The sequence below is a fragment of the Coleofasciculus sp. LEGE 07092 genome (assembly GCF_015207375.1).
Taxonomy (GTDB): Bacteria; Cyanobacteriota; Cyanobacteriia; order Cyanobacteriales; family Coleofasciculaceae; genus LEGE-07092.
In genome coordinates this window covers 13,974-33,445 of the sequence record NZ_JADEWY010000077.1, presented here as the reverse complement: position 1 = coordinate 33,445, position 19,472 = coordinate 13,974, and the positions used below count along the sequence as shown (strand labels likewise).

23 protein-coding genes and 2 pseudogenes are annotated in these 19,472 nt (G+C 44.6%); 10 read left to right on the top strand and 15 right to left on the bottom strand.

The window, feature by feature from the left end; translation table 11 throughout:
• Window positions 1-92 precede the first annotated feature (92 nt).
• Window positions 93-446, bottom strand: a complete 354-nt coding sequence (locus tag IQ257_RS18325) for a DUF2442 domain-containing protein (protein ID WP_193882010.1) — start codon at window positions 444-446, stop codon at window positions 93-95.
• Window positions 439-681 (bottom strand): DUF4160 domain-containing protein, encoded by a 243-nt coding sequence (locus tag IQ257_RS18320; RefSeq protein ID WP_193882008.1) that lies wholly within the window; start codon window positions 679-681, stop codon window positions 439-441. Before IQ257_RS18320 ends, IQ257_RS18325 begins: the two co-directional genes overlap by 8 nt.
• 82 nt (window positions 682-763) lie before the next feature.
• Between IQ257_RS18320 and IQ257_RS18315 the strand changes: the two genes are divergently transcribed.
• On the top strand, window positions 764-1,162 hold the full coding sequence (locus IQ257_RS18315) for a DUF433 domain-containing protein (RefSeq protein ID WP_193882006.1): 399 nt from the start codon (window positions 764-766) through the stop codon (window positions 1,160-1,162).
• 77 nt (window positions 1,163-1,239) lie between these two features.
• Window positions 1,240-2,439, top strand: coding sequence for a DNA cytosine methyltransferase (locus IQ257_RS18310; protein WP_193882004.1), 1,200 nt, complete (start codon window positions 1,240-1,242; stop codon window positions 2,437-2,439).
• A 17-nt stretch (window positions 2,440-2,456) separates the two neighbouring features.
• Here the strand turns inward: IQ257_RS18310 and IQ257_RS18305 are convergent, their stop codons facing one another.
• The 4 genes from IQ257_RS18305 to IQ257_RS18290 all read right to left on the bottom strand — a co-directional run bounded on the left by IQ257_RS18305 (window position 2,457) and on the right by IQ257_RS18290 (window position 3,754).
• On the bottom strand, window positions 2,457-3,026 hold the full coding sequence (locus IQ257_RS18305) for a Cfr10I/Bse634I family restriction endonuclease (protein WP_322744390.1): 570 nt from the start codon (window positions 3,024-3,026) through the stop codon (window positions 2,457-2,459).
• Between the two features lie 9 nt (window positions 3,027-3,035).
• The gene (locus IQ257_RS18300) at window positions 3,036-3,251 is read right to left on the bottom strand and encodes a helix-turn-helix domain-containing protein (RefSeq protein WP_193882003.1); all 216 of its coding nucleotides are present in this window, start codon (window positions 3,249-3,251) and stop codon (window positions 3,036-3,038) included.
• Between the two features lie 135 nt (window positions 3,252-3,386).
• Complete coding sequence (locus IQ257_RS18295) at window positions 3,387-3,575, bottom strand: DUF2442 domain-containing protein (protein ID WP_322744389.1); 189 nt, start codon at window positions 3,573-3,575, stop codon at window positions 3,387-3,389.
• Window positions 3,566-3,754, bottom strand: a complete 189-nt coding sequence (locus tag IQ257_RS18290; RefSeq protein WP_193882001.1) for a hypothetical protein — start codon at window positions 3,752-3,754, stop codon at window positions 3,566-3,568. The genes IQ257_RS18295 and IQ257_RS18290 overlap by 10 nt, the downstream gene beginning before the upstream one ends.
• On the opposite strand from IQ257_RS18290, the pseudogene IQ257_RS31580 reads away from it, so the two are divergent.
• Window positions 3,679-3,864 (top strand): annotated as a pseudogene (locus tag IQ257_RS31580) (hypothetical protein); the annotation flags it as partial. The gene IQ257_RS18290 and the pseudogene IQ257_RS31580 sit on opposite strands and share 76 nt — an antisense overlap.
• A 126-nt stretch (window positions 3,865-3,990) precedes the next feature.
• Here IQ257_RS31580 and psb35 read toward each other — a convergent pair.
• Entirely contained in the window at window positions 3,991-4,212 is a 222-nt protein-coding gene (psb35, locus tag IQ257_RS18285) for a photosystem II assembly protein Psb35 (RefSeq protein WP_193881999.1), read from the bottom strand.
• Window positions 4,213-4,677: 465 nt separating this feature from the next.
• Between psb35 and IQ257_RS18280 the strand changes: the two genes are divergently transcribed.
• Complete coding sequence (locus IQ257_RS18280) at window positions 4,678-5,241, top strand: Uma2 family endonuclease (protein ID WP_193881997.1); 564 nt, start codon at window positions 4,678-4,680, stop codon at window positions 5,239-5,241.
• A gap of 168 nt (window positions 5,242-5,409) precedes the next feature.
• On the opposite strand, the gene IQ257_RS18275 is transcribed toward IQ257_RS18280, so the two are convergent.
• The 5 genes from IQ257_RS18275 to IQ257_RS18255 all read right to left on the bottom strand — a co-directional run bounded on the left by IQ257_RS18275 (window position 5,410) and on the right by IQ257_RS18255 (window position 11,458).
• On the bottom strand, window positions 5,410-5,814 hold the full coding sequence (locus IQ257_RS18275; protein ID WP_193881994.1) for a hypothetical protein: 405 nt from the start codon (window positions 5,812-5,814) through the stop codon (window positions 5,410-5,412).
• A 460-nt stretch (window positions 5,815-6,274) separates the two neighbouring features.
• The gene (locus IQ257_RS30170; protein WP_228060808.1) at window positions 6,275-6,739 is read right to left on the bottom strand and encodes a hypothetical protein; all 465 of its coding nucleotides are present in this window, start codon (window positions 6,737-6,739) and stop codon (window positions 6,275-6,277) included.
• A gap of 167 nt (window positions 6,740-6,906) precedes the next feature.
• A complete protein-coding gene (locus IQ257_RS18265) occupies window positions 6,907-7,098 on the bottom strand; it encodes a hypothetical protein (RefSeq protein ID WP_193882683.1) in 192 nt (63 codons plus the stop codon).
• 334 nt (window positions 7,099-7,432) lie between these two features.
• Window positions 7,433-8,470: a nuclease A inhibitor family protein gene (locus IQ257_RS18260; RefSeq protein WP_193882680.1), complete on the bottom strand. Its 1,038-nt coding sequence runs from the start codon at window positions 8,468-8,470 to the stop codon at window positions 7,433-7,435.
• A 390-nt stretch (window positions 8,471-8,860) separates the two neighbouring features.
• A complete protein-coding gene (locus IQ257_RS18255) occupies window positions 8,861-11,458 on the bottom strand; it encodes a penicillin-binding protein 1A (RefSeq protein WP_322744388.1) in 2,598 nt (865 codons plus the stop codon).
• A gap of 189 nt (window positions 11,459-11,647) precedes the next feature.
• Here IQ257_RS18255 and IQ257_RS18250 point away from each other — a divergent pair, with 189 nt between their 5' ends.
• The 3 genes and pseudogenes from IQ257_RS18250 to IQ257_RS18240 all read left to right on the top strand — a co-directional run bounded on the left by IQ257_RS18250 (window position 11,648) and on the right by IQ257_RS18240 (window position 15,046).
• The gene (locus tag IQ257_RS18250) at window positions 11,648-13,297 is read left to right on the top strand and encodes a B12-binding domain-containing radical SAM protein (protein WP_193878877.1); all 1,650 of its coding nucleotides are present in this window, start codon (window positions 11,648-11,650) and stop codon (window positions 13,295-13,297) included.
• Window positions 13,298-13,617: 320 nt separating this feature from the next.
• Window positions 13,618-14,052, top strand: a pseudogene (locus IQ257_RS18245) (M23 family metallopeptidase); the annotation flags it as partial.
• 70 nt (window positions 14,053-14,122) lie between these two features.
• Window positions 14,123-15,046 carry a CapA family protein gene (locus IQ257_RS18240; RefSeq protein ID WP_228060807.1) on the top strand — a complete coding sequence of 308 codons (924 nt, stop codon included), beginning with the start codon at window positions 14,123-14,125 and terminating at the stop codon, window positions 15,044-15,046.
• A gap of 69 nt (window positions 15,047-15,115) precedes the next feature.
• Here IQ257_RS18240 and IQ257_RS18235 read toward each other — a convergent pair whose 3' ends face one another.
• Window positions 15,116-15,847, bottom strand: a complete 732-nt coding sequence (locus IQ257_RS18235) for a PRC-barrel domain-containing protein (RefSeq protein ID WP_193878875.1) — start codon at window positions 15,845-15,847, stop codon at window positions 15,116-15,118.
• A gap of 99 nt (window positions 15,848-15,946) precedes the next feature.
• Here IQ257_RS18235 and IQ257_RS18230 point away from each other — a divergent pair, with 99 nt between their 5' ends.
• The gene (locus tag IQ257_RS18230; protein WP_193878874.1) at window positions 15,947-16,306 is read left to right on the top strand and encodes a LapA family protein; all 360 of its coding nucleotides are present in this window, start codon (window positions 15,947-15,949) and stop codon (window positions 16,304-16,306) included.
• Between the two features lie 148 nt (window positions 16,307-16,454).
• On the opposite strand, the gene IQ257_RS18225 is transcribed toward IQ257_RS18230, so the two are convergent.
• Entirely contained in the window at window positions 16,455-16,805 is a 351-nt protein-coding gene (locus tag IQ257_RS18225) for a hypothetical protein (protein WP_193878873.1), read from the bottom strand.
• Between the two features lie 378 nt (window positions 16,806-17,183).
• Between IQ257_RS18225 and IQ257_RS18220 the strand changes: the two genes are divergently transcribed.
• Window positions 17,184-18,146 carry a DMT family transporter gene (locus tag IQ257_RS18220; RefSeq protein ID WP_193878872.1) on the top strand — a complete coding sequence of 321 codons (963 nt, stop codon included), beginning with the start codon at window positions 17,184-17,186 and terminating at the stop codon, window positions 18,144-18,146.
• A gap of 30 nt (window positions 18,147-18,176) precedes the next feature.
• Window positions 18,177-18,797 carry a Uma2 family endonuclease gene (locus tag IQ257_RS18215; protein WP_193878871.1) on the top strand — a complete coding sequence of 207 codons (621 nt, stop codon included), beginning with the start codon at window positions 18,177-18,179 and terminating at the stop codon, window positions 18,795-18,797.
• A gap of 99 nt (window positions 18,798-18,896) precedes the next feature.
• On the opposite strand, the gene IQ257_RS18210 is transcribed toward IQ257_RS18215, so the two are convergent.
• Complete coding sequence (locus tag IQ257_RS18210; RefSeq protein WP_322744387.1) at window positions 18,897-19,454, bottom strand: cytochrome C; 558 nt, start codon at window positions 19,452-19,454, stop codon at window positions 18,897-18,899.
• Window positions 19,455-19,472: the final 18 nt, after the last annotated feature.

The window sequence follows — 19,472 nt, the reverse complement described above, 5'->3', positions numbered from 1 at the left end:
GTGGGGGAGTAAGTGTAAGGAGATCCCCGACTTCTCCAAGAAGTCGGGGATCTGAACCACAATGCATCCTAAAAAGGAAATGCGATCGCACCCTAACCAGCTTTCATCTTAACTTGAGCCATCCAAGCCGCAGTTCCGAACACACCAGCCAAAAGCGCAGGAACACTAAAATCCGCATCCAGCTTTTCCCAGTGCAACCCATCACCCGATGGCGTAACTTCCACCCCAGCTAAATCCTCTGGGGAAGCACCTGCCAAACCCTGTGCTAGTGCTGAGGGAAAGATGTAAATCGCTCCACTCCTCAAATTGATCACGATGCGATCGCTACTCTGGTCATAATACGCTGACTCAGCTCTAGGTTCCACAGCATTCGCAATTGCTGCGGTTTCTCTTGCTTTTGCGATCGCAGCTTTCAGAGTTGCTTCATCCCAACCTGAATTAACCATGAATTTCCTCCCATTTTTTCAGTAGTTCTAATTGGTGTTCAATTACTATTGCCAGTGCTTTTGCCGCATCTTTATCACTCATTCCTTCTATCTGAACTAGTTCAGGTTCTTCAGCCTCACTCCCCAAACTAATTCTCACCTGTCCTCCACCTTTGAAAACATGAACGTGAGGAGGTAAGTGATCGTTAAAGTAAATGCGGACAGCAAAGCCATCCTTTCGGAGAACAGTTGGCATAGTTATAGTTTGACAGGTTCCCAACTTTCCTGAATCTTTAACCTATTGTAGTAGGCTAGATCTGAGAGACAATTGATAGAATATGACATCCTACTCCCTGAACTTACCCAATGAATTAAAGCAGGAAGCCGAAAACTGGGCATCCCAGCAAGGTATTCCTCTGGAAGCCTTCATGTTGGACGCCATAGCTGAAAAAGTAAAGTCCCTCAACCAACAACTTAACGACCCAAGTTTTCCTCATATTACCTATCGTCGCGGTGCTAGCGGTCAACTTGTACCTATTCTGCGCGGGACTAATCTACGAGTACAAACCGTAGTCATTGCTGCTCAACAATGGAGTTTATCCCCAAGTCAGATAGCCGCTGAGTATGATTTGAATGAAGCACAAGTCAATGATGCTCTAGCATTCTATAACGTCCACCGTTCGGAAATCGATGATGCGATCGCTGCTGAACAAGCTTTAGAAGCAGCTCATGTCTAAACTGCGGCTGCACCTAGATGCCGACACATCTAAATAAATAATAGAATAGTTCTCTATGGCTTACAAGTTTTTTCCAAATGACCCTTCGCCCCAAAATCTTCTCTTTTTTTGCCGGATCTGGATTTCTCGATTTAGGTTTTGAAGCCAATGGCTTTGATATTGTTTATGTCAACGAAATTAATACGTCTTATATGGAGGCTTACCGTTATTCTCGGCAAGTTCTTAACCTGCCATTACCCGAATACGGCTACCATGAGAGAGAAGAAGGAGACGTTGATAAACTGACAGAGGGTGAACAAGCACTACGTCTTTGGTCTTTGATACAGGATGCTCGCCAGTCTACTGATATTATTGGCTTTATTGGAGGTCCTCCCTGCCCTGACTTCTCAGTTGGAGGAAAAAACCGAGGCAAGGAAGGAGAGAATGGTAAGCTTTCCGCTTCCTATGTCGAATTAATTTGCCAACATCAACCCGACTTCTTTTTATTTGAAAATGTTAAGGGATTATGGAAGACCCAAAAACATCGGATTTTTTTTGAACAACTGAAGATTCAGCTTAATCAAGCTGGTTATATTTTAGTAGAACGTTTAATTAATGCCCTAGAGTACGGTGTCCCACAAAACAGAGACAGAATTATTCTCATAGGATTCCGCCGAAATTTAATCGAAGACATGGGAATCAAGATTGAGAATGGAGCAAAAGTTCTGCCCGAAAGCCTTTTCCCATGGCACAAGTATATTTTATATCCTAAATCCGAAGTATTTTCTTATCCTTGGTCTTCTACTGCTCCATTTCAAGAAGATTCTAAATTGCCTTGTCCTAAAGGTATTCCTAATCAACTAACTGTTGAATATTGGTTTAAGCAAAACGATGTCTTTAATCACCCTAATGCTAAACACTATTTTAAACCAAGAGCTGGTCTAAAAAGATTTGCTTCTGTTGCTGAAGGAGATGATTCAAAAAAATCTTATAAGCGTCTTCATCGATGGCGTTACTCTCCCACAGCTTGCTATGGAAATAACGAAGTTCACTTACATCCCTATAAAGTACGCCGTATCTCCGTTGCTGAAGCTCTTGCTATACAATCTTTACCCTCAAACTTCACACTTCCTGATAAAATGCCCCTGACGAATATGTTTAAAACAATTGGCAATGGCGTTCCTTATTTAGCAGCAAAAGCAATTGCCAAAACTATTCTTGATTTTTTAAAAACAACTGAATGGGATTATGAAGAGCCAGAAAAAAAGCAGCTAGAGTTACCACTTTTTATCTTTTAAAGCTATTTATTAAACAGTTATTGCTCAAGAGCAGATTCGACTAATGGGACTAAATCTAGTTTTCGGTTATACAAGTATGTACCATCTACTAGTTGGGAGTCTTGCTCAATCGCAATGCCATGAGGAGCAACGGCTGTACTAAATATAGTTCTATCCGCAGAGCTGAGTTCACTAGCAACCATATAATACTGCCAATTTTGATGCAAGACATATCTCATGGCTTTAATCATAGCTGCTTCAAATAACGGTTGATATCGGCGATCGGGACGGTTGGAAGTTTTGAGAGAAACTACTGCTTTTACTTCTTCTACCTTTAGTTTCCCTTTCAATAAGTTATAAATCGATAAACTATCTGGCTTTCTTGCTTGCTCTTCTAAAAGAGATTGAATTAGTACTGAAGTTTCTCTGTTATTAATAACAGTAATAATATAATCCGGACTCGGAAGGAAAATTTTATTTTTAAAAGGTGCAATTTTTGATAAATCTCTACCATCATTAAATTGATCAGAGCTGAATAGAGTTAAGAATTTTGAAGAAACTTCTTCTTGTGCTTCCTTTTGAATTTGTGAGTTAAGCAAAGAAAATATAGCTATACATTAGTGAGCAAAGAGGGCAGAAACAGAAATTTGTAATGCCTTTGACAACTTGTCTATATTTTCCAGCGAGGGATTGCGGCAACCTCTCTCAATGTCCGAGACATAAGTCCGGTGAAGTCCAGCTCGAAAAGAAAGCTCTTCTTGTGATATTCCTAACTCTTGCCTACGCTGCTTGATGGCAAGCCCAAAGCGTTGCTTGATATCTGTTTGCCTCACGGCTTAATATTGACCGCAGTGCAGACTATCAGTCTACAGACTATGAGTGACAATTTGTGGGAAGTCCACGAGAAAACCGAGGAAAAGGTAGAGAAAGCTTGCTCCCTAACCAGCCTTCATCTTAACTTGAGCCATCTAAGCCGCAGTCCCAAACACACCAGCCAAAAGCCCAGGAACACTAAAATCCGCATCCAACTTTTCCCAGTGCAACCCATCACCGGATGGAGTAACTTCAACCTCAGCTAAATCCTCCGGGGAAGCACCTGCTAAACTTTGCGCTAATGCTGATGGAAAACTGAAAGTCGCTCCACTCTTTAAATTGATGATGATGCGATCGCATCTTGTGCGGCTTGGGCTTGCTTGACTTGTGACTGTGTGGCTTCGAGTTGGGCACGCCCTTGTGCGAGTTGTTTTTGCAAAGCGTTAACTCGCATCCCATCCCGAACTAGATATTTCCGATCCAGAGGCAACGGCACGAATCCTGATTGGGTCAATGGTTTCATTCATTCTGGTTCAAGAAGTTTTCCACGGCAAGCACTTGATACCGATGGAGAGCGATCGCTTGATTGATACTCTTACTTCATATGGTTGTGGGTACGAAAGTTGTTGGTGAATGAGTTAGTTGAGCTGGGGGTGGCTAATTATCGCCGGACAAGAAACCACTGAAGACCCCTCTTCCGAGGTTGGGAGAGGGGGAAAGATTTAGCGGGTCAGTGTCAGTTAGTTCTGCCAGCCTGCACTAGCCTTTCTTGGTTTCTCCTTGACTGGCATTATCTTCTGTTTCTACCTTTGGCACAATATTGGGACGCTCCTTATTCTCCCAACCCGCCGGACGTTTGGAATTGTACCAAGCAATTGAGCCGATAGTTACCGCTGCGATAAAACCCACGACATACACCAACGTAAAAGAAATGGGAAAGTGCGATGCTGAAGCCACGCCTGCTTCCATCAATAAATTCATGAGTAATGCCAACTCCTTATCCTATTGTTGGCTATACTACCAAAACTTGGGGGGGCATCCTTAGGAAAAAAGGTAGATTAACCGGATTTTGTCTGATTACTCAGACGCGGGTGCTGGAGCTATAGCAGGTGCCAGCGCCATCAAGAAGAACCAGGTTAACCAAAGTGCGAAGATTAAGTAGATTATCAGGGCAGGGAAATTCAGCAATACCCCAACTGTACTTAAAAGTCGGTTACGTTTCTACAATTAAGCATTTTTTGCCACGTTTTGTGCGTCTGTAGTGGATAATGCTGAGTGTGGCAATGAACAACCCATGTAATCCAGGGAATCCAGCTATTATCTGCATTGTGATTTCTGAGGATTAGAGCGATCGCTCCTTAGCCGAGTTTAGTTGATAATAGAGTATCTTGATTCTTCTATTTACCGTTATACTGAAACCAAGCGCATTTTTCCTCCAGCTAAACGATGACTGCCTCTCCTCCTCAAACTCTCGCTCTTGAAGATTTTCTCAAGCTTACCTACGTGGAAGAATCTCCAGCATGGGAGTATGTAGATGGAATAGCGCTTCAAAAACCCATGCCCAAGACTCGACACTCTATTCTGCAAAAACGCCTGCTGAATGTAATAGACAACAATAGCGAGGATTATACAGCATTACCTGAACTGCGATGTACGTTTGGGGGGCGTTCTGTTGTACCTGATGTTGCGGTTATTGGTTGGAATCGAATTGAAGTTAATGAGGTAGGAGAACCAGAAGATAATTTTACGAAAGCTCCCGATTGGACTATTGAAATTCTTTCACCCGATCAGAAAGCAACTCCCGTGATTGATAACATCCTGCATTGTCTACGCTATGGCTGTCAGTTGGGTTGGATGATTGATCCAGATGATTACTCGGTTCTAATGTTTGCGCCGCATCAAGAACCCAAAGTGGGTAGAGGAGATTGCCTGCTTTTAGTGATTGAAGGTATTAATCTGACTCTAACAGCCGAGCAAGTTTTTGCATGGTTGAAAGTGGGGAAAGGTTGATTAGCCTATTGGTTTGTAGGCGATCGCTCCTTAGCCTAGTTCAGTTGGCAGCGGATTATATAGCGGACGAGTGCGGATGGGTTATTGGGAAGTTCAATAACTTATCGGTTGCATCTGTTACTAAAATTTGAGTACTCGCAATGATAAAAAAACTTTTCAAATCGTCTTTTATCGGTACGATGCACCTGCCAGCGCCAGCAAGAAGAACCAGGTTAACCAAAGCGCGAAGATTAAGTAGATTATTAGGGCAGAGAAATTCAGCAATACCCCAATTGTACTTAAAAATCTGTTACGTTTGGTTCTAAATGCCTTGACCGCTTTGACAATAGCGGTAATATTTAGCACGAGAGTAGCGATCGCAGCCAGCCACCAGCCAAAGAGTGATAACACGAATGATTGTGACTCTAGCCATACATTTGTGATGATCAGCAACCAAGCCACAATCAGCAGAGAGCTACATATCAATTCTACAATTAAGCATTTCTTGCCACGTTTTGTGCGTCTGTAGTGGATAATGCTGAGTGTGGCAATGAATAACCCATGCAATCCAGGCAATCCAGCGATTATGTACATTCAGTAGATCGAAAAGTTTCGTTTCAGGAGCAAGCCCCCATAATTTTGTATTCTGCGATACTTTTGTCTGGGACAAGTGAGCGAGCTATTTATTAATATTACTTATAGTTTGCTCAAGAAACTACTTGGTTTAACTAGCCAGCAGGAAGGTAGATGGCTTGAACAACCTGATAAATTCGCTCAACAGCTTGGCATAAAAACAATAACATTTGTTTGAAAGTCAACAGTTCACGATAAACTAGGCGTCCTCCTTTTCTCGGTCGGCTAATCCTTCGCCATAATAAGTTGACCCAAATATTAACCAGAAGAAAAGAGAGACAGACAAAGAATAACCTGAGAGCAGGTTTCTTGTTCGTTGTTTTAATTCTACAGATATTTTTTAAGCGATAACTACTTTCAATGCCAAATCGTTTTCGATAATCTTCATGGATATATGTCAAACTAATTGAAGCTTGATAAACTACATAGGCAAAATATTCAAGACCCTGTTTTCCGCGCTGACCTTTCCTATATTTACAAACAATCCATTAGCTTGACTTCGATATATAAAAGGGAGTTCAGCTGGGGTAGGTTGACCATAATAGGGAATTAAGTTGAGGTCAATTGCTAATTTTAGTTTAGTCTTTTTCAGTCCAGCAGGGAGTTTAGTTTTGAGAGCTAAATTTAGCTGCTTTTCTATCTCTTCAAAATCATTGATTTTATCAAGATGATATCTGATGTCGTTACTACAGGGGACTTTATTCAAAGTTTTAGCAGTATTTTCGAGGCTGTCTTTGTTACTTGCCGCTCTGACTAGAATTTGAAATAAGTCCCTTTGGTCAAAAGCTCCTTGTGTGTCAACAGAGATGTGTTCTGTTAAACAGTCTAGAACTTCTTCTAATGTTTCTTCATCAGTAAGAGCTGGTTTTTCTGTTAGTTGGGTCAATTTTTCTCAAGGAATTTTAGAGACAACTCTCACTATTTAACATTTTTAACAAGGTTTTTTTCTCCATATATTCAAGTTGAGTAAATTCAAGTTTAATAATAAGGTAAACTTATAAATCAAGTCGAGATTAGAGCAAATGTACTAAAGCGGCGACAAAATTATGGCGATCACTTTCTTAAATAAGTGTCTAAAAGCCTAGTTATATCAAGGTAAGCGCCGCCTAAGACAAAAGTTTTTGATCTACTGAATTTCCCGCTTTGTTCCAGTGCCTTTTCCCCCAGCACCTCACCAGACTTTTCAAACGCTTTGGTGATGACTAACGTTGCGATCGCGGTTGCAGATAGTGTTATCGGGTCCATACCTTCATCCTGAAAAGCGGCTACAGATATATCAACGAATAATATACAAACTCAATCCGCTATAAATTTTTAGTTCAGTTTTGTATTCATAGCTCTATTTTACTCCTTAGCGATCGCACTTAGTTGAGTTCAGTTTGCAACGGATTATATAGCGGACGAGTGCGGATGGCTTATCGGGAATTCCAATAACTTATCCGTTACATCCGTTACCCCATCCGTTGCCAACTTCATCTAGTTTTGCAGGATTTGCAGATTATTACGGATGGTAATAGTATCGGGATGATTGTGTAGAGGAGGTTTTGTTCCTCATGTGGGTTGATAGCTGATGAGTCCTCTAGGGATTAAAAACAAACTCATTAGTTGTCTCGACCCCCAGCCAGTCACCTGCCTGAGTTTGACCGAGGATATAGATATAGTCCCAATCCCAAAAACTTAATCTGTAGACCAGGATGTTGGTAAGATTTTGTGTCAGAAATTGGTTCAAATTTTGGTAGCGTAGATAGAACTCGTCAAGTTCCATTTCTCTTTCCTCGTACTCATAATCGTAGTGAACTTCTTCGCGGAAGTAATCTTCATCTGGATAAAAACCCTTAAATCGACCAATCTCAACTAGATCGGCTGCTTTCTCAAAAGCTAGCTCCCTTGTCGGTGCTGCTTTGCAGATAAGCTTATGTTCGTAGGTATATTTATAACCTACGTCGTAAACACCATAAGTTTTCAGTGGCGGGAGTTCTGCTAGGATTTCCTCGATTCTAGATACTATGGCGCTAGTATGGGCTCCTGAGACTTGAGATACAGAAAATTCACGCTCAAAAGAGCGAGAAATTTCCTGGTCTTTAATCTTGGTTTGTTTGGGAACCGTAGATGCCAGACAAATCCAATCATTGTCTTGAGTTTTACCCAAGAGGACATAGATCTGGTATTGTTCGTGGCTAAAGTTGAGGCTACGACTAAAACGATAGGTTTGAAGTTCCTGAAGTTCTGATTTGAGTAGCTGTAATAGTGATTGATATGCTGCTGCTCTTTTAGCTTGCGTTTCCTGGTTTAAAATACCTTCTTGCTGGTTTACTTCTTCAAAAACTTCTAGAGCATAATCATTATCTTCTATGGGTGTTCCTCGCCGCTCAATTGCTTGCCAATTGGCGATCGCTACCTCGGCATCCGTAGGTTGAACCAATCTTTCAAACTTCATAAATTGATCCGATCCTTTAAACTTCAGTAGATTCAAAGCATTCGGTTCTCCTTGCGCCTCCACGTCCCACCTAAACGGGGTGATGTAATGAAATGCATTGTTTTCTCTAGGGACACAAAACCTCAGTTCATCCGTCAGAACCTCGAGCGTATCGAGAAGTTGTTGGGTTTCAGGTTGCATGGTAAGTTCTCTCTCAAAATGATCCTGATAAGTTCGCTCTCGCAGCCAGCCACCAGCCAAGGAGTGATAACACGAAGGATTGTGACTCTAGCCATACATTTGTGATGGTCAGCAACCAAGCCACAATCAGCAGACAGCTACATATCAGTTATACAATTAAGCATTTCTGGCTGCGTTTTTGGCGTCTGTAGTGGATAATGCTGAGTGTGGCAATGAACAACCCATGCAATCCAGGGAATCCAGCTATTATCTGCATTATCGTTTCTGACGATTAGAGCGATCGCTCCTTAGCCGAGTTGAGTTGGCAACCGCCAAGCCCGTTTTCTACCGGAAAACGGGTTTGGAGAAAAATCTAGCCAGTACTCTAGTTTGAACTTCAAGTTGGTCGGATTACTCAGACGCGGGTGCCGGAGCTATAGCAGGTGCCGCTGGAGCGTGTTCCACTGCGGCGGGTGCAGGGGCTTTGCGAGACGCTGGAGGAGCTGGGGGCGGTGCGACGGGTGCGGGTTGAAGGTTCTGTTGCACACTGGGAGCCGCCGCTGCGGGTGGATTGCTTGGGGGAGCCGCAGCCGGTTGGGGGGCTGGGGCTGACTGTCGTTTAGGTGCCGGGTTGCTGGGAGCAGTGTATCGGGTAGGTGCTTGGCGAGAGGAAGATGGAGCGGGCTGAGATTGGCGGGAACTCGAACTGCGCTGACGCCGAGAGTAGGTGCTGCTGCCTGTCGAGCTTCCTTGAGACGCCGTACTTCTAGATTGCCGCCTAGAACTTCGCGAATAGCCCCGGTTAGAATTGCCAGAATAGCCGCTGTTGGAACCCCGGTTGGCATAGCTTCTGCCACTCCTACTGCTAGAAGAGTTGTTGGTGTTACTGGGAAGCTTTTTCTGAATTGTGCGTTTGGGTCTAATCGGCTCCGCTTCAATGATACCCTTACGACCTTCTAATTGATTGGGGCGATCGGGGAATTGTTCGGTTCTCAGATCCTCTTTTACTTCAGTCATGAATTTACGCCAGGTCACAGCAGCCGTGCTGCTTGAACCCCACGTTGGCTTATTGTCGTCATTACCCAGCCAAACTCCTGCCACGAGTTGGGGAATATAACCCACAAACCAAAGGTCGCGAGCCTCGTCTGAAGTTCCCGTTTTACCAGCAACCGGTCGCCCAATCTGTGCCGCACCTCCCGTACCGGAGCTAACGACATTGCGCAACATCCAAGTCGAGATTGCTGCTGTTTCTTCATCAATCGCCCGTTCGCTATTAAACACTTCCTCGTAAATCACCTTACCCTTTTGGTCAAGAATGCGGCGGATACCGTGGGGCTTAACGTGAATACCTTTAGCTGCCAGAGTCCCGTAGGCGCTGGTTAATTCTAAAAGATTCACTTCGGATGCTCCCAAGGCGAGGGAGTAAGTGGGATGAAGTGTTGATTCAATCCCCATTTTGTGAGCGATATCAATCACGGGGTTCCAGCCAATATCAATTAAGGATTTGACTGCAACAATGTTGATTGAGTAAGTCAGAGCATCACGAATTGAGAGCCAGCCCCGGAAACTTTCGCTGTAGTTTTTGGGTTCGTAGCCATCGACAATAAAGGGGGCATCTTCGTAACTTCGATAGGGTGAGAAACCTGCGGCTAGGGCTGTTGTGTAAACAAAGGTTTTGAAAGTAGAACCCGGTTGGCGCTGGGCTTGGGTGACGCGGTTAAATTGCTGATCATAAAAATCTTTTCCCCCCACCATCGCTTTGATATGACCGTTACGGGGGTCAATTGCCACCAATGATGCTTGCTCAAACCGTTGATATCGACCATAGGTTTCAATGGTATCTGAAACCGCTTCTTCCGCCGCCGTTTGCCAGCCTAAATTAAGCGTGGTTTCAACGGTTAATCCTTTCCGTGCCAGGACTTCTGAGGATACATACTTGGGCAGTTCCTGTTGAATGTATTCGGTAAAGTAATAAGCCTGTCGCTCGAGCCGCTTGGGGTTGCTAGGATTAGTTTTCATCGGTGCCGCCATTGCTTCTTCAGCTTCGGCTTCTGTGATGTACCCCTTTTTAAGCATTCGTTGCAATACCACATTTCGACGCTCTTTCGCGGCTGTAGCGTTAACAAAGGGTGAGTATTCGCTCGGTGCAGGGGGCAATCCAGCCAGCATGGCGATTTCTGGTAGAGTGAGTTCTGTGACGGGTTTGCTGAAGTAAACCCAAGCCGCATCTGCAACTCCATAGGCTCCCGAACCCAGATAGACTAAGTTTAAGTAGCGCTCTAAAATTTGATCTTTGTCGAGATCTTGCTCAATTTTTTGAGCCATCCGCATTTCTTTCAGCTTGCGTCCTAGGGTGCGCTCTTGATCGAAGTAGACTGCTCGGGCAAGCTGCTGGGTAATCGTGCTGCCACCTTCGACGACATCTCGAGCCAGGACGTTCGACAGAGCTGCGCGGATAATGCCCTGGTAATCTAGTCCCTCATGGCTCTCAAAACGCTGGTCTTCACTAGCTGTGAAGGCTTCTTTGATCTGTTCAGGGATTTCCCAAATCTTGAGCGTTTCGTTGGTGGCAGGTCCAATTTGCTGGATAATTGTACCGTCTGAAGCTTTGATGGTGATCGTGTCATCCCGAACGTAGGTCAAAACATCTTCAGTGGATGCGGGAAGACTCCTTTCTAGCATATACCAGCCCCAACCGAGAGCGATCGCACTTCCACCAATACCCACAACTCCCAAGCTCCACCAAAACGAGGGGCGGTTGTGAATGGGGTTCTCTCCTGCCAATGACTGGACAACAACATTAGGGAGCCGCTTTAGCCCGTTGAGCGTGGCTGTTGCTCCCCGTCGGCATTGCGCCAGCAACTGGGGTGAGCGGGACGGTTTTTTGCTTCGATTCGGTTGAACATCATGATTAGAGACATCAGAGATGGATTCCGATTCTTGTACCCCTGACGCCTCTACATTCAACTGACTCGATGGATCTTCGTGTTTTGGGATGGAATTTGACACTTGAACTCCTCAATTACACCACAAGCCATCAGGACTTCTTGCTTATTTTAGGGCTTGGGAGCGGAATCTGTGTTAGGTACTGATTTCCTTTGACTGTAACCTCTCCTACACCGAACCCTTAGATTAGGGATATTGAAGATCCTACAATTAAAGGGATAAGCCAAACTTGGTACGCCCTAGCCTTACGTCATGCCCGTTACCCCTGATGTTTTTGCAGCCGAACGCCTGCTGTTTACACCTGCAACTCCCAATCCTGGTGCAATATCGGCAATCTATGCTTTTCCCAACGACTACACTGTAGGAATTACCAGCTTGGGTTATCAGGTGATATGGGCAATGCTGGCATCGCGCCATGATCTCCAAGTCAGTCGCTTGTTCACGGATTGTCACGAATCGTTACCCAGAGAGCCGGAATTATTAGGCTTTTCTATATCATGGGAACTAGATTATGTCAATATTTTAGCACTCCTGGAGTTTTTGGAGATACCGTTGAAGTCAGCAGAACGCGATCGCTCCCATCCTCTAGTATTTGGGGGTGGACCGGTACTGACGGCGAATCCAGAACCTTTTGCTGACTTCTTTGACCTAATCTTGCTGGGAGATGGGGAAATCCTCGTCGGAGATTTTATTGAAGCTTACCAAAAAGTTCGCACGGCTGACCGCACTACACAACTACGGTATTTGGCACAAGTACCAGGAGTCTACGTTCCCAGTTTGTACGAGGTGACTTACCAAGATTCGACTGGCGCAATTGCAACTATCCAACCCATAGATGCAGACATTCCTGCCAGGGTGGAAAAACAAACCTATCGAGGCAATACCCTATCCGCTTCAACAGTCGTGACTGAAAAAGCCGCTTGGGAAAATATCTACATGGTAGAAGTAGTACGCAGTTGCCCAGAGATGTGCCGCTTCTGTCTGGCAAGCTATCTAACTCTACCGTTTCGGACGCCCAGTGCTACAGGTTCCTTGATTCCGGCAATTGAGCGGGGCTTACAGGTAACAAAGCGTATCGGTTTCCTGGGGGCGTCAGTAACCCAGCATCCAGAGTTTGAGGTTTTGCTCGATTATATGAGTCAGCCGCAGTATGAGGATGTGCGATTGAGTATTGCTTCGGTGCGGACGAATACGGTAACGCAGAAACTGGCGGAAACGCTGGCTAAACGGGGGACGAACTCAATTACGATCGCAGTTGAAAGCGGTTCGGAACGGGTGCGGCAGATTATTAATAAGAAATTAACGAATGAAGAAATTATCCAAGCAGCGGTTAATGCCAAAGCTGGGGGTTTAAAAGGACTGAAACTTTACGGGATGGTGGGAGTTCCGGGTGAGGAGATGTCAGACGTAGAACAGACGGTGGCGATGATGAAAGGGATTAAGAAAGCGGCTCCGGGTTTGCGCTTGACCCTGGGTTGTAGTACTTTTGTTCCCAAAGCGCATACCCCGTTCCAGTGGTTTGGGGTAAACCCTCAAGCTGAGAAGCGGTTGAAGTATTTGCAAAAGCAATTGCGATCGCAGGGGATAGATTTTCGCCCGGAAAGCTATAATTGGTCGGTCATTCAGGCATTAATTTCTAGAGGCGATCGGCGGTTGTCGCGTTTGTTGGAACTGACTCGGCATTATGGGGACTCGGTGGGTAGTTTTCGCCGTGCTTTTAAGGAACTAAAGGGACAGTTGCCAGAACTAGATTTCTATGTTCATGCCGATTGGTCAACGGATCGGGTACTACCTTGGAGTCACTTGCAAGGAGCGCTGCCTCAAGCTACCTTGCTTAAGCACTTGGATTCAGCAAAAGTGAACATTGAGCGATCGCTAGATAAAACTGCCGTCGGTGTTTGACTTAGGGATTCACATTCGGCACCTTTTCTAGGGAATGGGGAATAGGGAATTTTAGAAAACCTCAATTCAGTAATTCAGTTATCATGCATCAAAAATCACGTTTAAACCGTTAACTATTCCGAAAATCTCGATTGTGACGAGTCTTGGGTGCGGAATATCAGATAAAAAATTAGCACACAATCTGTCAAATACCAATGATATTATTTCGCTGGCTCCCCATTTTGTCTACAGTTCTCTGTCTAGTTGCCCCAGCTATTAGTAGCAGCAGCAATCTAGCAATGGCTCAACGTCCTTCTCTACTGGCAAATGGTCAAGTAGAAAACTATACAGGCTTTCCTGGTTATCCCTTACCTGCCCTAGCCCCCATCCTCTTCAGTTACGGCTGGTATCAAGGTGCCGATGGGCAAACAGGGTTTCACAGTGGCATCGATTTGCTGGCAAACCCCGGAACGCCTGTGTTAGCAGTGGATGTTGGTACTGTAGCGTTTGCCGGTCAGCAAGGGGCTTATGGCAATTTGGTCGTTATTAACCATCAAGGAGGACGCCAAACCCGCTACGCTCATTTGAGTAATATCACCGTAAGGAAGGGTCAGCAAGTTCAAACTGGAACGACTCTAGGAACTACAGGTTCCACCGGACAGCCTGACATCACCAAACCCCACCTACATTTTGAAGTTCGCCTCAACGCACCTGCGGGTTGGGTTGCACAAGATCCGGAATTGCACCTGACGGCAACACCGACTGCCCAGCAGTAATGGGTGCATCCCGTTCGTTTTTGTCAAAATATGTCAGCAGGGGAGCAGGAGACAGGGGAGCAGAATAATTTTGACCTTACAATTACACCGCATAGGAGCTTTATTGCTCTCGATTAGTGCCGTTAGCTTTTTACTCGGCATGGGCTACGGTTTCGTCCAGAAATATCCTGATTTACCACCAGAACCCATCATTGAACCTACTCCAGACATCATTACAGAGCCACCTCCCCCAGACGTTACTGTTCGACTGAAAGACGTTGGGTTTGATATTTTAAGCGTTGCGAATAACCATTCCTATGACTTTACAGTTCAGGGATTTAACGATACCATCCGCAACCTGGAAAACTCTGGAGTACAAGCCCTCGGACAAAAAGGTCAAATTCTTTATGCTTACTTCAAAGAGCTATCAGTCGCTTGGATTGGCTTTAGCTACTTTAACTATCATAATTCCTTGAATAATTTGCGAGAAGCCAGTGCTTTGGTACAAGAAGCCAGACAAAACGCCCATATCGTCATAATTTCAGTCCATGCTGGTGCTGAAGGAACGGGGGCTATGCACGTCAGAAACCGTACCGAATTGTTTCATGGAGAAAACCGAGGAAATTTAGTAAAATTTTCTCACATGATGATCGATCACGGTGCCGATCTAATTTTAGGACACGGACCCCACGTTCCCAGAGCCTTAGAACTTTACAAGGGCAAATTAATTGCTTACTCATTGGGCAACTTTTTGGGATATCGCAGCCTTTCTAGCCAAGCTCAATTGGCTTATTCTCTAGTATTAGAGGTGGAACTCAACAACCGGGGAGATTTAGTTTCGGGTCAGATTATTCCCGTTATTCTCAACCGACAGGGCATCCCTTATCCTGATTCTCAAGGTCGCAGTATTAAGTTAATCCGGGAGCTAACCCAGAGTGATTTTCCTAAAACTCCTTTGAGCATTGATAAAACAGGTAAAATTATTCCCAAGAAACTTCCAGGGAGTAGGGAGTAGCGTAACGCACCATTACCGCTATAGAGGGTATAGCTGCGTAAGTCCTGAAAACCAAAGAACTCTTAATTTTCAATCCGATGTTTTATCTGAACCCTTACTATCTGATTGAGACTCTTTGTGAAATGGCATTTTAACTTCAGAGAATCGCTCTTTAATTTTGTCCGTTGCAGATTGAGCTTGGTCTTTTAAATTCTCAGCAAAATGAGGCATATCTTGCTTTACCGTCTCCATATGCTTGAGCGTCTTTTGGTAATCTTCTCGGATAAACTCTGCCGCTTGACTAATGCGTTCGTTTACTCCTTCCGTATACTTTTGGCTATTTTGCACGGCAGCAGTTAGCACGATGAGGCGCTTACTGCCAACACTAGAAATTGCAGCAGGCGCAAGCAGATAAATTCCATCCATAACCCCCCAACCATTAGAGGCATAGAGATAATTAATTACAGCACCGCTTTTCGGTTCAAAAATGTAATCTACTAATTTGCCGACTTTATTGCCAGCGTCTGTCCAGACTTCATGACCAATTCGAGACTCTAAGGGTTCACCTTGGTCTGAAACCGTTGTGTCTTGAAGAGTGCTGACTAGAATGCTGTCAGTACCAATCGTATAAATTTGTCTCCAAGTAAAGGATTGTTTTTTACCGCCTAGAAGTCCAGACTTGCAAGTAAAACCCACTACGCGATGAGCTTGAGGGTCAAGCCACAGTTGTGCTACGCGACCCACTTCTTCAGTTGTATGACGGTCTAATACTAATCGATTGAGTAACTCGCTTTGCTTCAGGATTTGGGGTTGCACGGACATCAAACACCTCTCTTAGGGTATCCTGTAGACAACTCACCGCGAGCGTTGCCTGTTATGAGAACGATCGCTTAACTTTGTGTATATAGATTTTAGCTTGCAATGCTGCGATTATTCCTTATTTTGGCTGGCATCATCGCCATATCTGCAATAATCTTTGCACTCCAGAATGCTGTTCCTATCACCATTAGCGTGTGGTTCTGGCAATTGGAGGGTTCTCTGGCATTAGTACTGGTTTTGACGCTAGTCGTCGGGATTTTAGTCGGCTTATTAGTCTCAATGCCTGCAATCATTAAGAGAAGTTGGAAAATCGCCAGTCATCAGAAAAAAATTACACGGCTAGAGAAAGCATCAAGCGAACAGGCTCAACAGATTACCAATCAGCAGAAAAGGATAGAGTATTTAGAACATAGTCTGATACTAAACTCAGAAGAGTCTTCTGAGCCAGAACCTAACGTTTAACCAGCAGAATTCGCAGACAAATAACCGAGATTGGGATATGAGCCTGGTGCATCTTGGCAGCAGTTTTTGACTACTTCAAGAGAGACAAGGGGGACAAGGAGGATTTTAGCTGGTTACTTATTTCCGTCACGCTGCCCTAGGAATTTCTCTACGGATTTTCTCCTAGCAAAGAATCAAACTGAGCTTTCAAGGACTTGATGTCAGCGACTCTCGACACTAATAGGTTTTGTTCACCCGCATCGTTTAATCGCCCTTTCCAATAGCCAATGCGCTCGGAGTGATTTATCCAGAATTGAATGACTGTCTTTACGACCCGATCCATGTCCCAATCTTCTTGTGGTTGAACAGTTTCAACCGATTCAATAAAAGCATCTAGGGTACATTGATAGGTTCCCAGGTATTCAATTCCAGTTGCCGGTTTGTTCTGATTGAATGTCTGTTGATAGTTAAAAAACTCTAAAACGGGAGATATCCCCAGAATTTCAAACGTGTATTTCATTCTGGCACACCTCTAATTTCTGTACTTTACAATAATTTTAATCATAATTTCACTATGGAATTGAACATTATGAACATTTCACAAAAAATTTACAATTTTATCAGCCTTAAGGATTATTTGGATGTTTAAAGCTGAGTTGCTTCTCTGTCTATAGAGTTAGCACTCACTGAGGTGGAGTGCTAATGAAAATCATGTTTAGGGTAGGATTTGTAACCCAATCTAAAGGCTATAAAAAACAGTGGGTGGCAGTACCCAAGTCTGAAAGCGGAAAGTTTTATCAGAGTTGATTTTTTCTGCTCCTGAACTCCTGAATTCTTCTCTTGTGACGTGCCAACCGCATAATAATGGGTAATGTTTCCCGGATAGGTTGACAGGTTCATGAATGTCTCGATTGCAGAATTTAAAGGAGAACTAGCCGCTTTAGGTGCTGCTGGATTGTGGGCAGTGTCTACGGTAGTTTATGGACGTTTGGGGCGTTCATACCCACCTGTTCAACTGAACTTGATGAAAGGAGCGATCGCGATCGCGTTAATCCTGCTTACCCTCCTCATTACAGGTAAACCCCTCCTCTCACTCGACATCACTGCCTGCGGACTGCTACTACTCAGTGGTGCAGTGGGTATCGCCTTAGGAGACACCGCTTATTTTGCCGCCTTAAATTGCTTGGGAGCGCGTCGCGCCCTACTGATGGAAACCCTCGCACCGCCCTTAGTGGCAATCTTGGCGCTGATTTTCTTAGGGGAAAAACTCCCTATCAATGCTTGGTGCGGCATTGTGTTGACTATTCTGGGCGTTGCTTGGGTTATTGCTGAACGAGTACCCGGTTCTACAATCAGGCAACAACAGCTTCTGAGAGGAATTGGCTTTGGCATTTTGGCAGCACTAGCCCAAGCAAGCGGTGCTGTTCTATCGAGGGCAGCACTAACCCAGGCAGCGATTAGCCCTCTCTGGGCAGCTCTCTTGCGGTTGAGTGCAGGTGTGGTGATTTTATTCCCCTCGACACTCCTATACCAACTTGCGGTTAAAAGATGGACTTCCCCTGCTTCTTCGCCAACCAATGACAAGACTGAACACCAAGGTTTACACCTCAAAGCGCTACCATCGAGGCGGGCATTAACAGCAATTTTCTTCGCTGCCTTTGCGGGGACTTACCTGGCAATTTGGTTGCAACAAACGGCGCTCAAATATACAGCAGCAGGAATTGCCCAAACGCTGATAACCACCAGTCCTTTATTTGTATTACCAATTCTTGTCGCCCTAGGAGAAGTTGTAACAATTAGAGCCGTTTTGGGAGTTTTGGTAGCAGTTGGTGGAATTGTACTACTGCTGGGCTATAGCTAGCCTAAATGATTTGTCTATACAGGAGGCTTTATGACGATTAGTACACTAAAAAAACTAACGTTTGAGGCGTTTCTCAAACAGTACCCCGATGGTTATGGAATTTACGAACTTGTGAATGGGGAAATTGTACAAGTGGAGCCAACCAGAGCGCATAAGAATGTAGCACGATATCTCGTCAGGTGTTTCGACCGAGAAAAAGACCGTTTAGGACTTGATTATATCGTTGACAAGGATATAGTGGTCAAAACAGTTACCGTTGATGGTGAAGAACGCGGCAGAAATCCTGATGTGAGCGTAGTCAGTGATGCTTTATGGAACAGTAATGTATTTGCCTACGGAGCGCTGATTGAACCCATCCAACTTGCTGTAGAAGTCGCCTCAACGAATTGGGAAGACGATTATGTTGACAAGCTGGATGAGTATCAAAGGCTTGGTATTCCCGAATATTGGATTGTAGACTATTTAGCGATCGCTTCTAGAACTTATCTTGGTAATCCCAAAGTCCCCTCAATTTTTGTTTATCAATTAGTTGATGGTCAATACCAATCCCAACGGTTTAATAACTCTGACTCAATTATCTCTGGTACTTTCCCAGAGCTGAAGTTAACCGTATCCCAGGTCATAGCCGCCAGTCAAATCCAAAAGCTGTGAGCTAGGCATCATAAACCTGTAGATACATAATATGCTACCTCTCTACACAAAATTTGTAGCGTTTTTTCTATTTCCTCATATGAACCAGTGTCATTCCTCCTACGGCGAGTCTTCCCACTCCGCAGTTAACGTGCGGTAATCATAGTCACGCGCATTTTGGTGGCAGCTAACACAGCTAGTCGCATTTACCGTTCGCGGCAACTCTACTCGTGGATGTAACGCCTTAAAATAAGGAGATTGTGTCAAGCGAAAGGGAGTTTGCTCCTCTTGTACTAAAGGACGGGAGAATGCTCGCAGATAATCCCAGACGATAAAGATGAAGGGACGGGAAATTTGCTTTAGCTGCTGTCCGTAATGCTGTTCTGGCTCTAACAACAAAGTCCGCCAAGTATCTGTAGGCATGACTTCCGGTGGCAGGGCAACATGGCAACTCCCACAGTTTTCCAAGTAAAGTTTTAATCCAGTCTGGTAGCGTTCTGGAACATAGTCAACCGTACCGAGTGCTACGGGTGTTCCTTGGGCGATCACATTTGGTTTTTCCGCCGCATTCAACGCTAACGCCATGCCCCATCCCAGCAAGATACTCCAAACCATCAGCAACATTAACAACACGGCAGCCGAACGTCCTCGCTTTCGCCGTTGAATAATTGACCTCACACGCTTTGACCTCATCCG

Bases quoted from the DNA above. Each gene is read 5' to 3' on its own strand.
- IQ257_RS18315 (WP_193882006.1), top strand. From the start codon at position 764: ATGACATCCTACTCCCTGAACTTACCCAATGAATTAAAGCAGGAAGCC.
- IQ257_RS18215 (WP_193878871.1), top strand. From the start codon at position 18,177: ATGACGATTAGTACACTAAAAAAACTAACGTTTGAGGCGTTTCTCAAA.
- IQ257_RS18310 (WP_193882004.1), top strand. From the start codon at position 1,240: ATGACCCTTCGCCCCAAAATCTTCTCTTTTTTTGCCGGATCTGGATTT.
- IQ257_RS18225 (WP_193878873.1), bottom strand. From the start codon at position 16,805: ATGAAATACACGTTTGAAATTCTGGGGATATCTCCCGTTTTAGAGTTT.
- IQ257_RS18275 (WP_193881994.1), bottom strand. From the start codon at position 5,814: ATGTACATAATCGCTGGATTGCCTGGATTGCATGGGTTATTCATTGCC.
- IQ257_RS18280 (WP_193881997.1), top strand. From the start codon at position 4,678: ATGACTGCCTCTCCTCCTCAAACTCTCGCTCTTGAAGATTTTCTCAAG.
- IQ257_RS18265 (WP_193882683.1), bottom strand. From the start codon at position 7,098: ATGGACCCGATAACACTATCTGCAACCGCGATCGCAACGTTAGTCATC.
- IQ257_RS18290 (WP_193882001.1), bottom strand. From the start codon at position 3,754: ATGAAACCATTGACCCAATCAGGATTCGTGCCGTTGCCTCTGGATCGG.
- IQ257_RS18260 (WP_193882680.1), bottom strand. From the start codon at position 8,470: ATGCAACCTGAAACCCAACAACTTCTCGATACGCTCGAGGTTCTGACG.
- psb35 (WP_193881999.1), bottom strand. From the start codon at position 4,212: ATGAATTTATTGATGGAAGCAGGCGTGGCTTCAGCATCGCACTTTCCC.
- IQ257_RS18320 (WP_193882008.1), bottom strand. From the start codon at position 681: ATGCCAACTGTTCTCCGAAAGGATGGCTTTGCTGTCCGCATTTACTTT.
- IQ257_RS18220 (WP_193878872.1), top strand. From the start codon at position 17,184: ATGAATGTCTCGATTGCAGAATTTAAAGGAGAACTAGCCGCTTTAGGT.
- IQ257_RS18235 (WP_193878875.1), bottom strand. From the start codon at position 15,847: ATGTCCGTGCAACCCCAAATCCTGAAGCAAAGCGAGTTACTCAATCGA.
- IQ257_RS18230 (WP_193878874.1), top strand. From the start codon at position 15,947: ATGCTGCGATTATTCCTTATTTTGGCTGGCATCATCGCCATATCTGCA.
- IQ257_RS18325 (WP_193882010.1), bottom strand. From the start codon at position 446: ATGGTTAATTCAGGTTGGGATGAAGCAACTCTGAAAGCTGCGATCGCA.
- IQ257_RS18250 (WP_193878877.1), top strand. From the start codon at position 11,648: ATGCCCGTTACCCCTGATGTTTTTGCAGCCGAACGCCTGCTGTTTACA.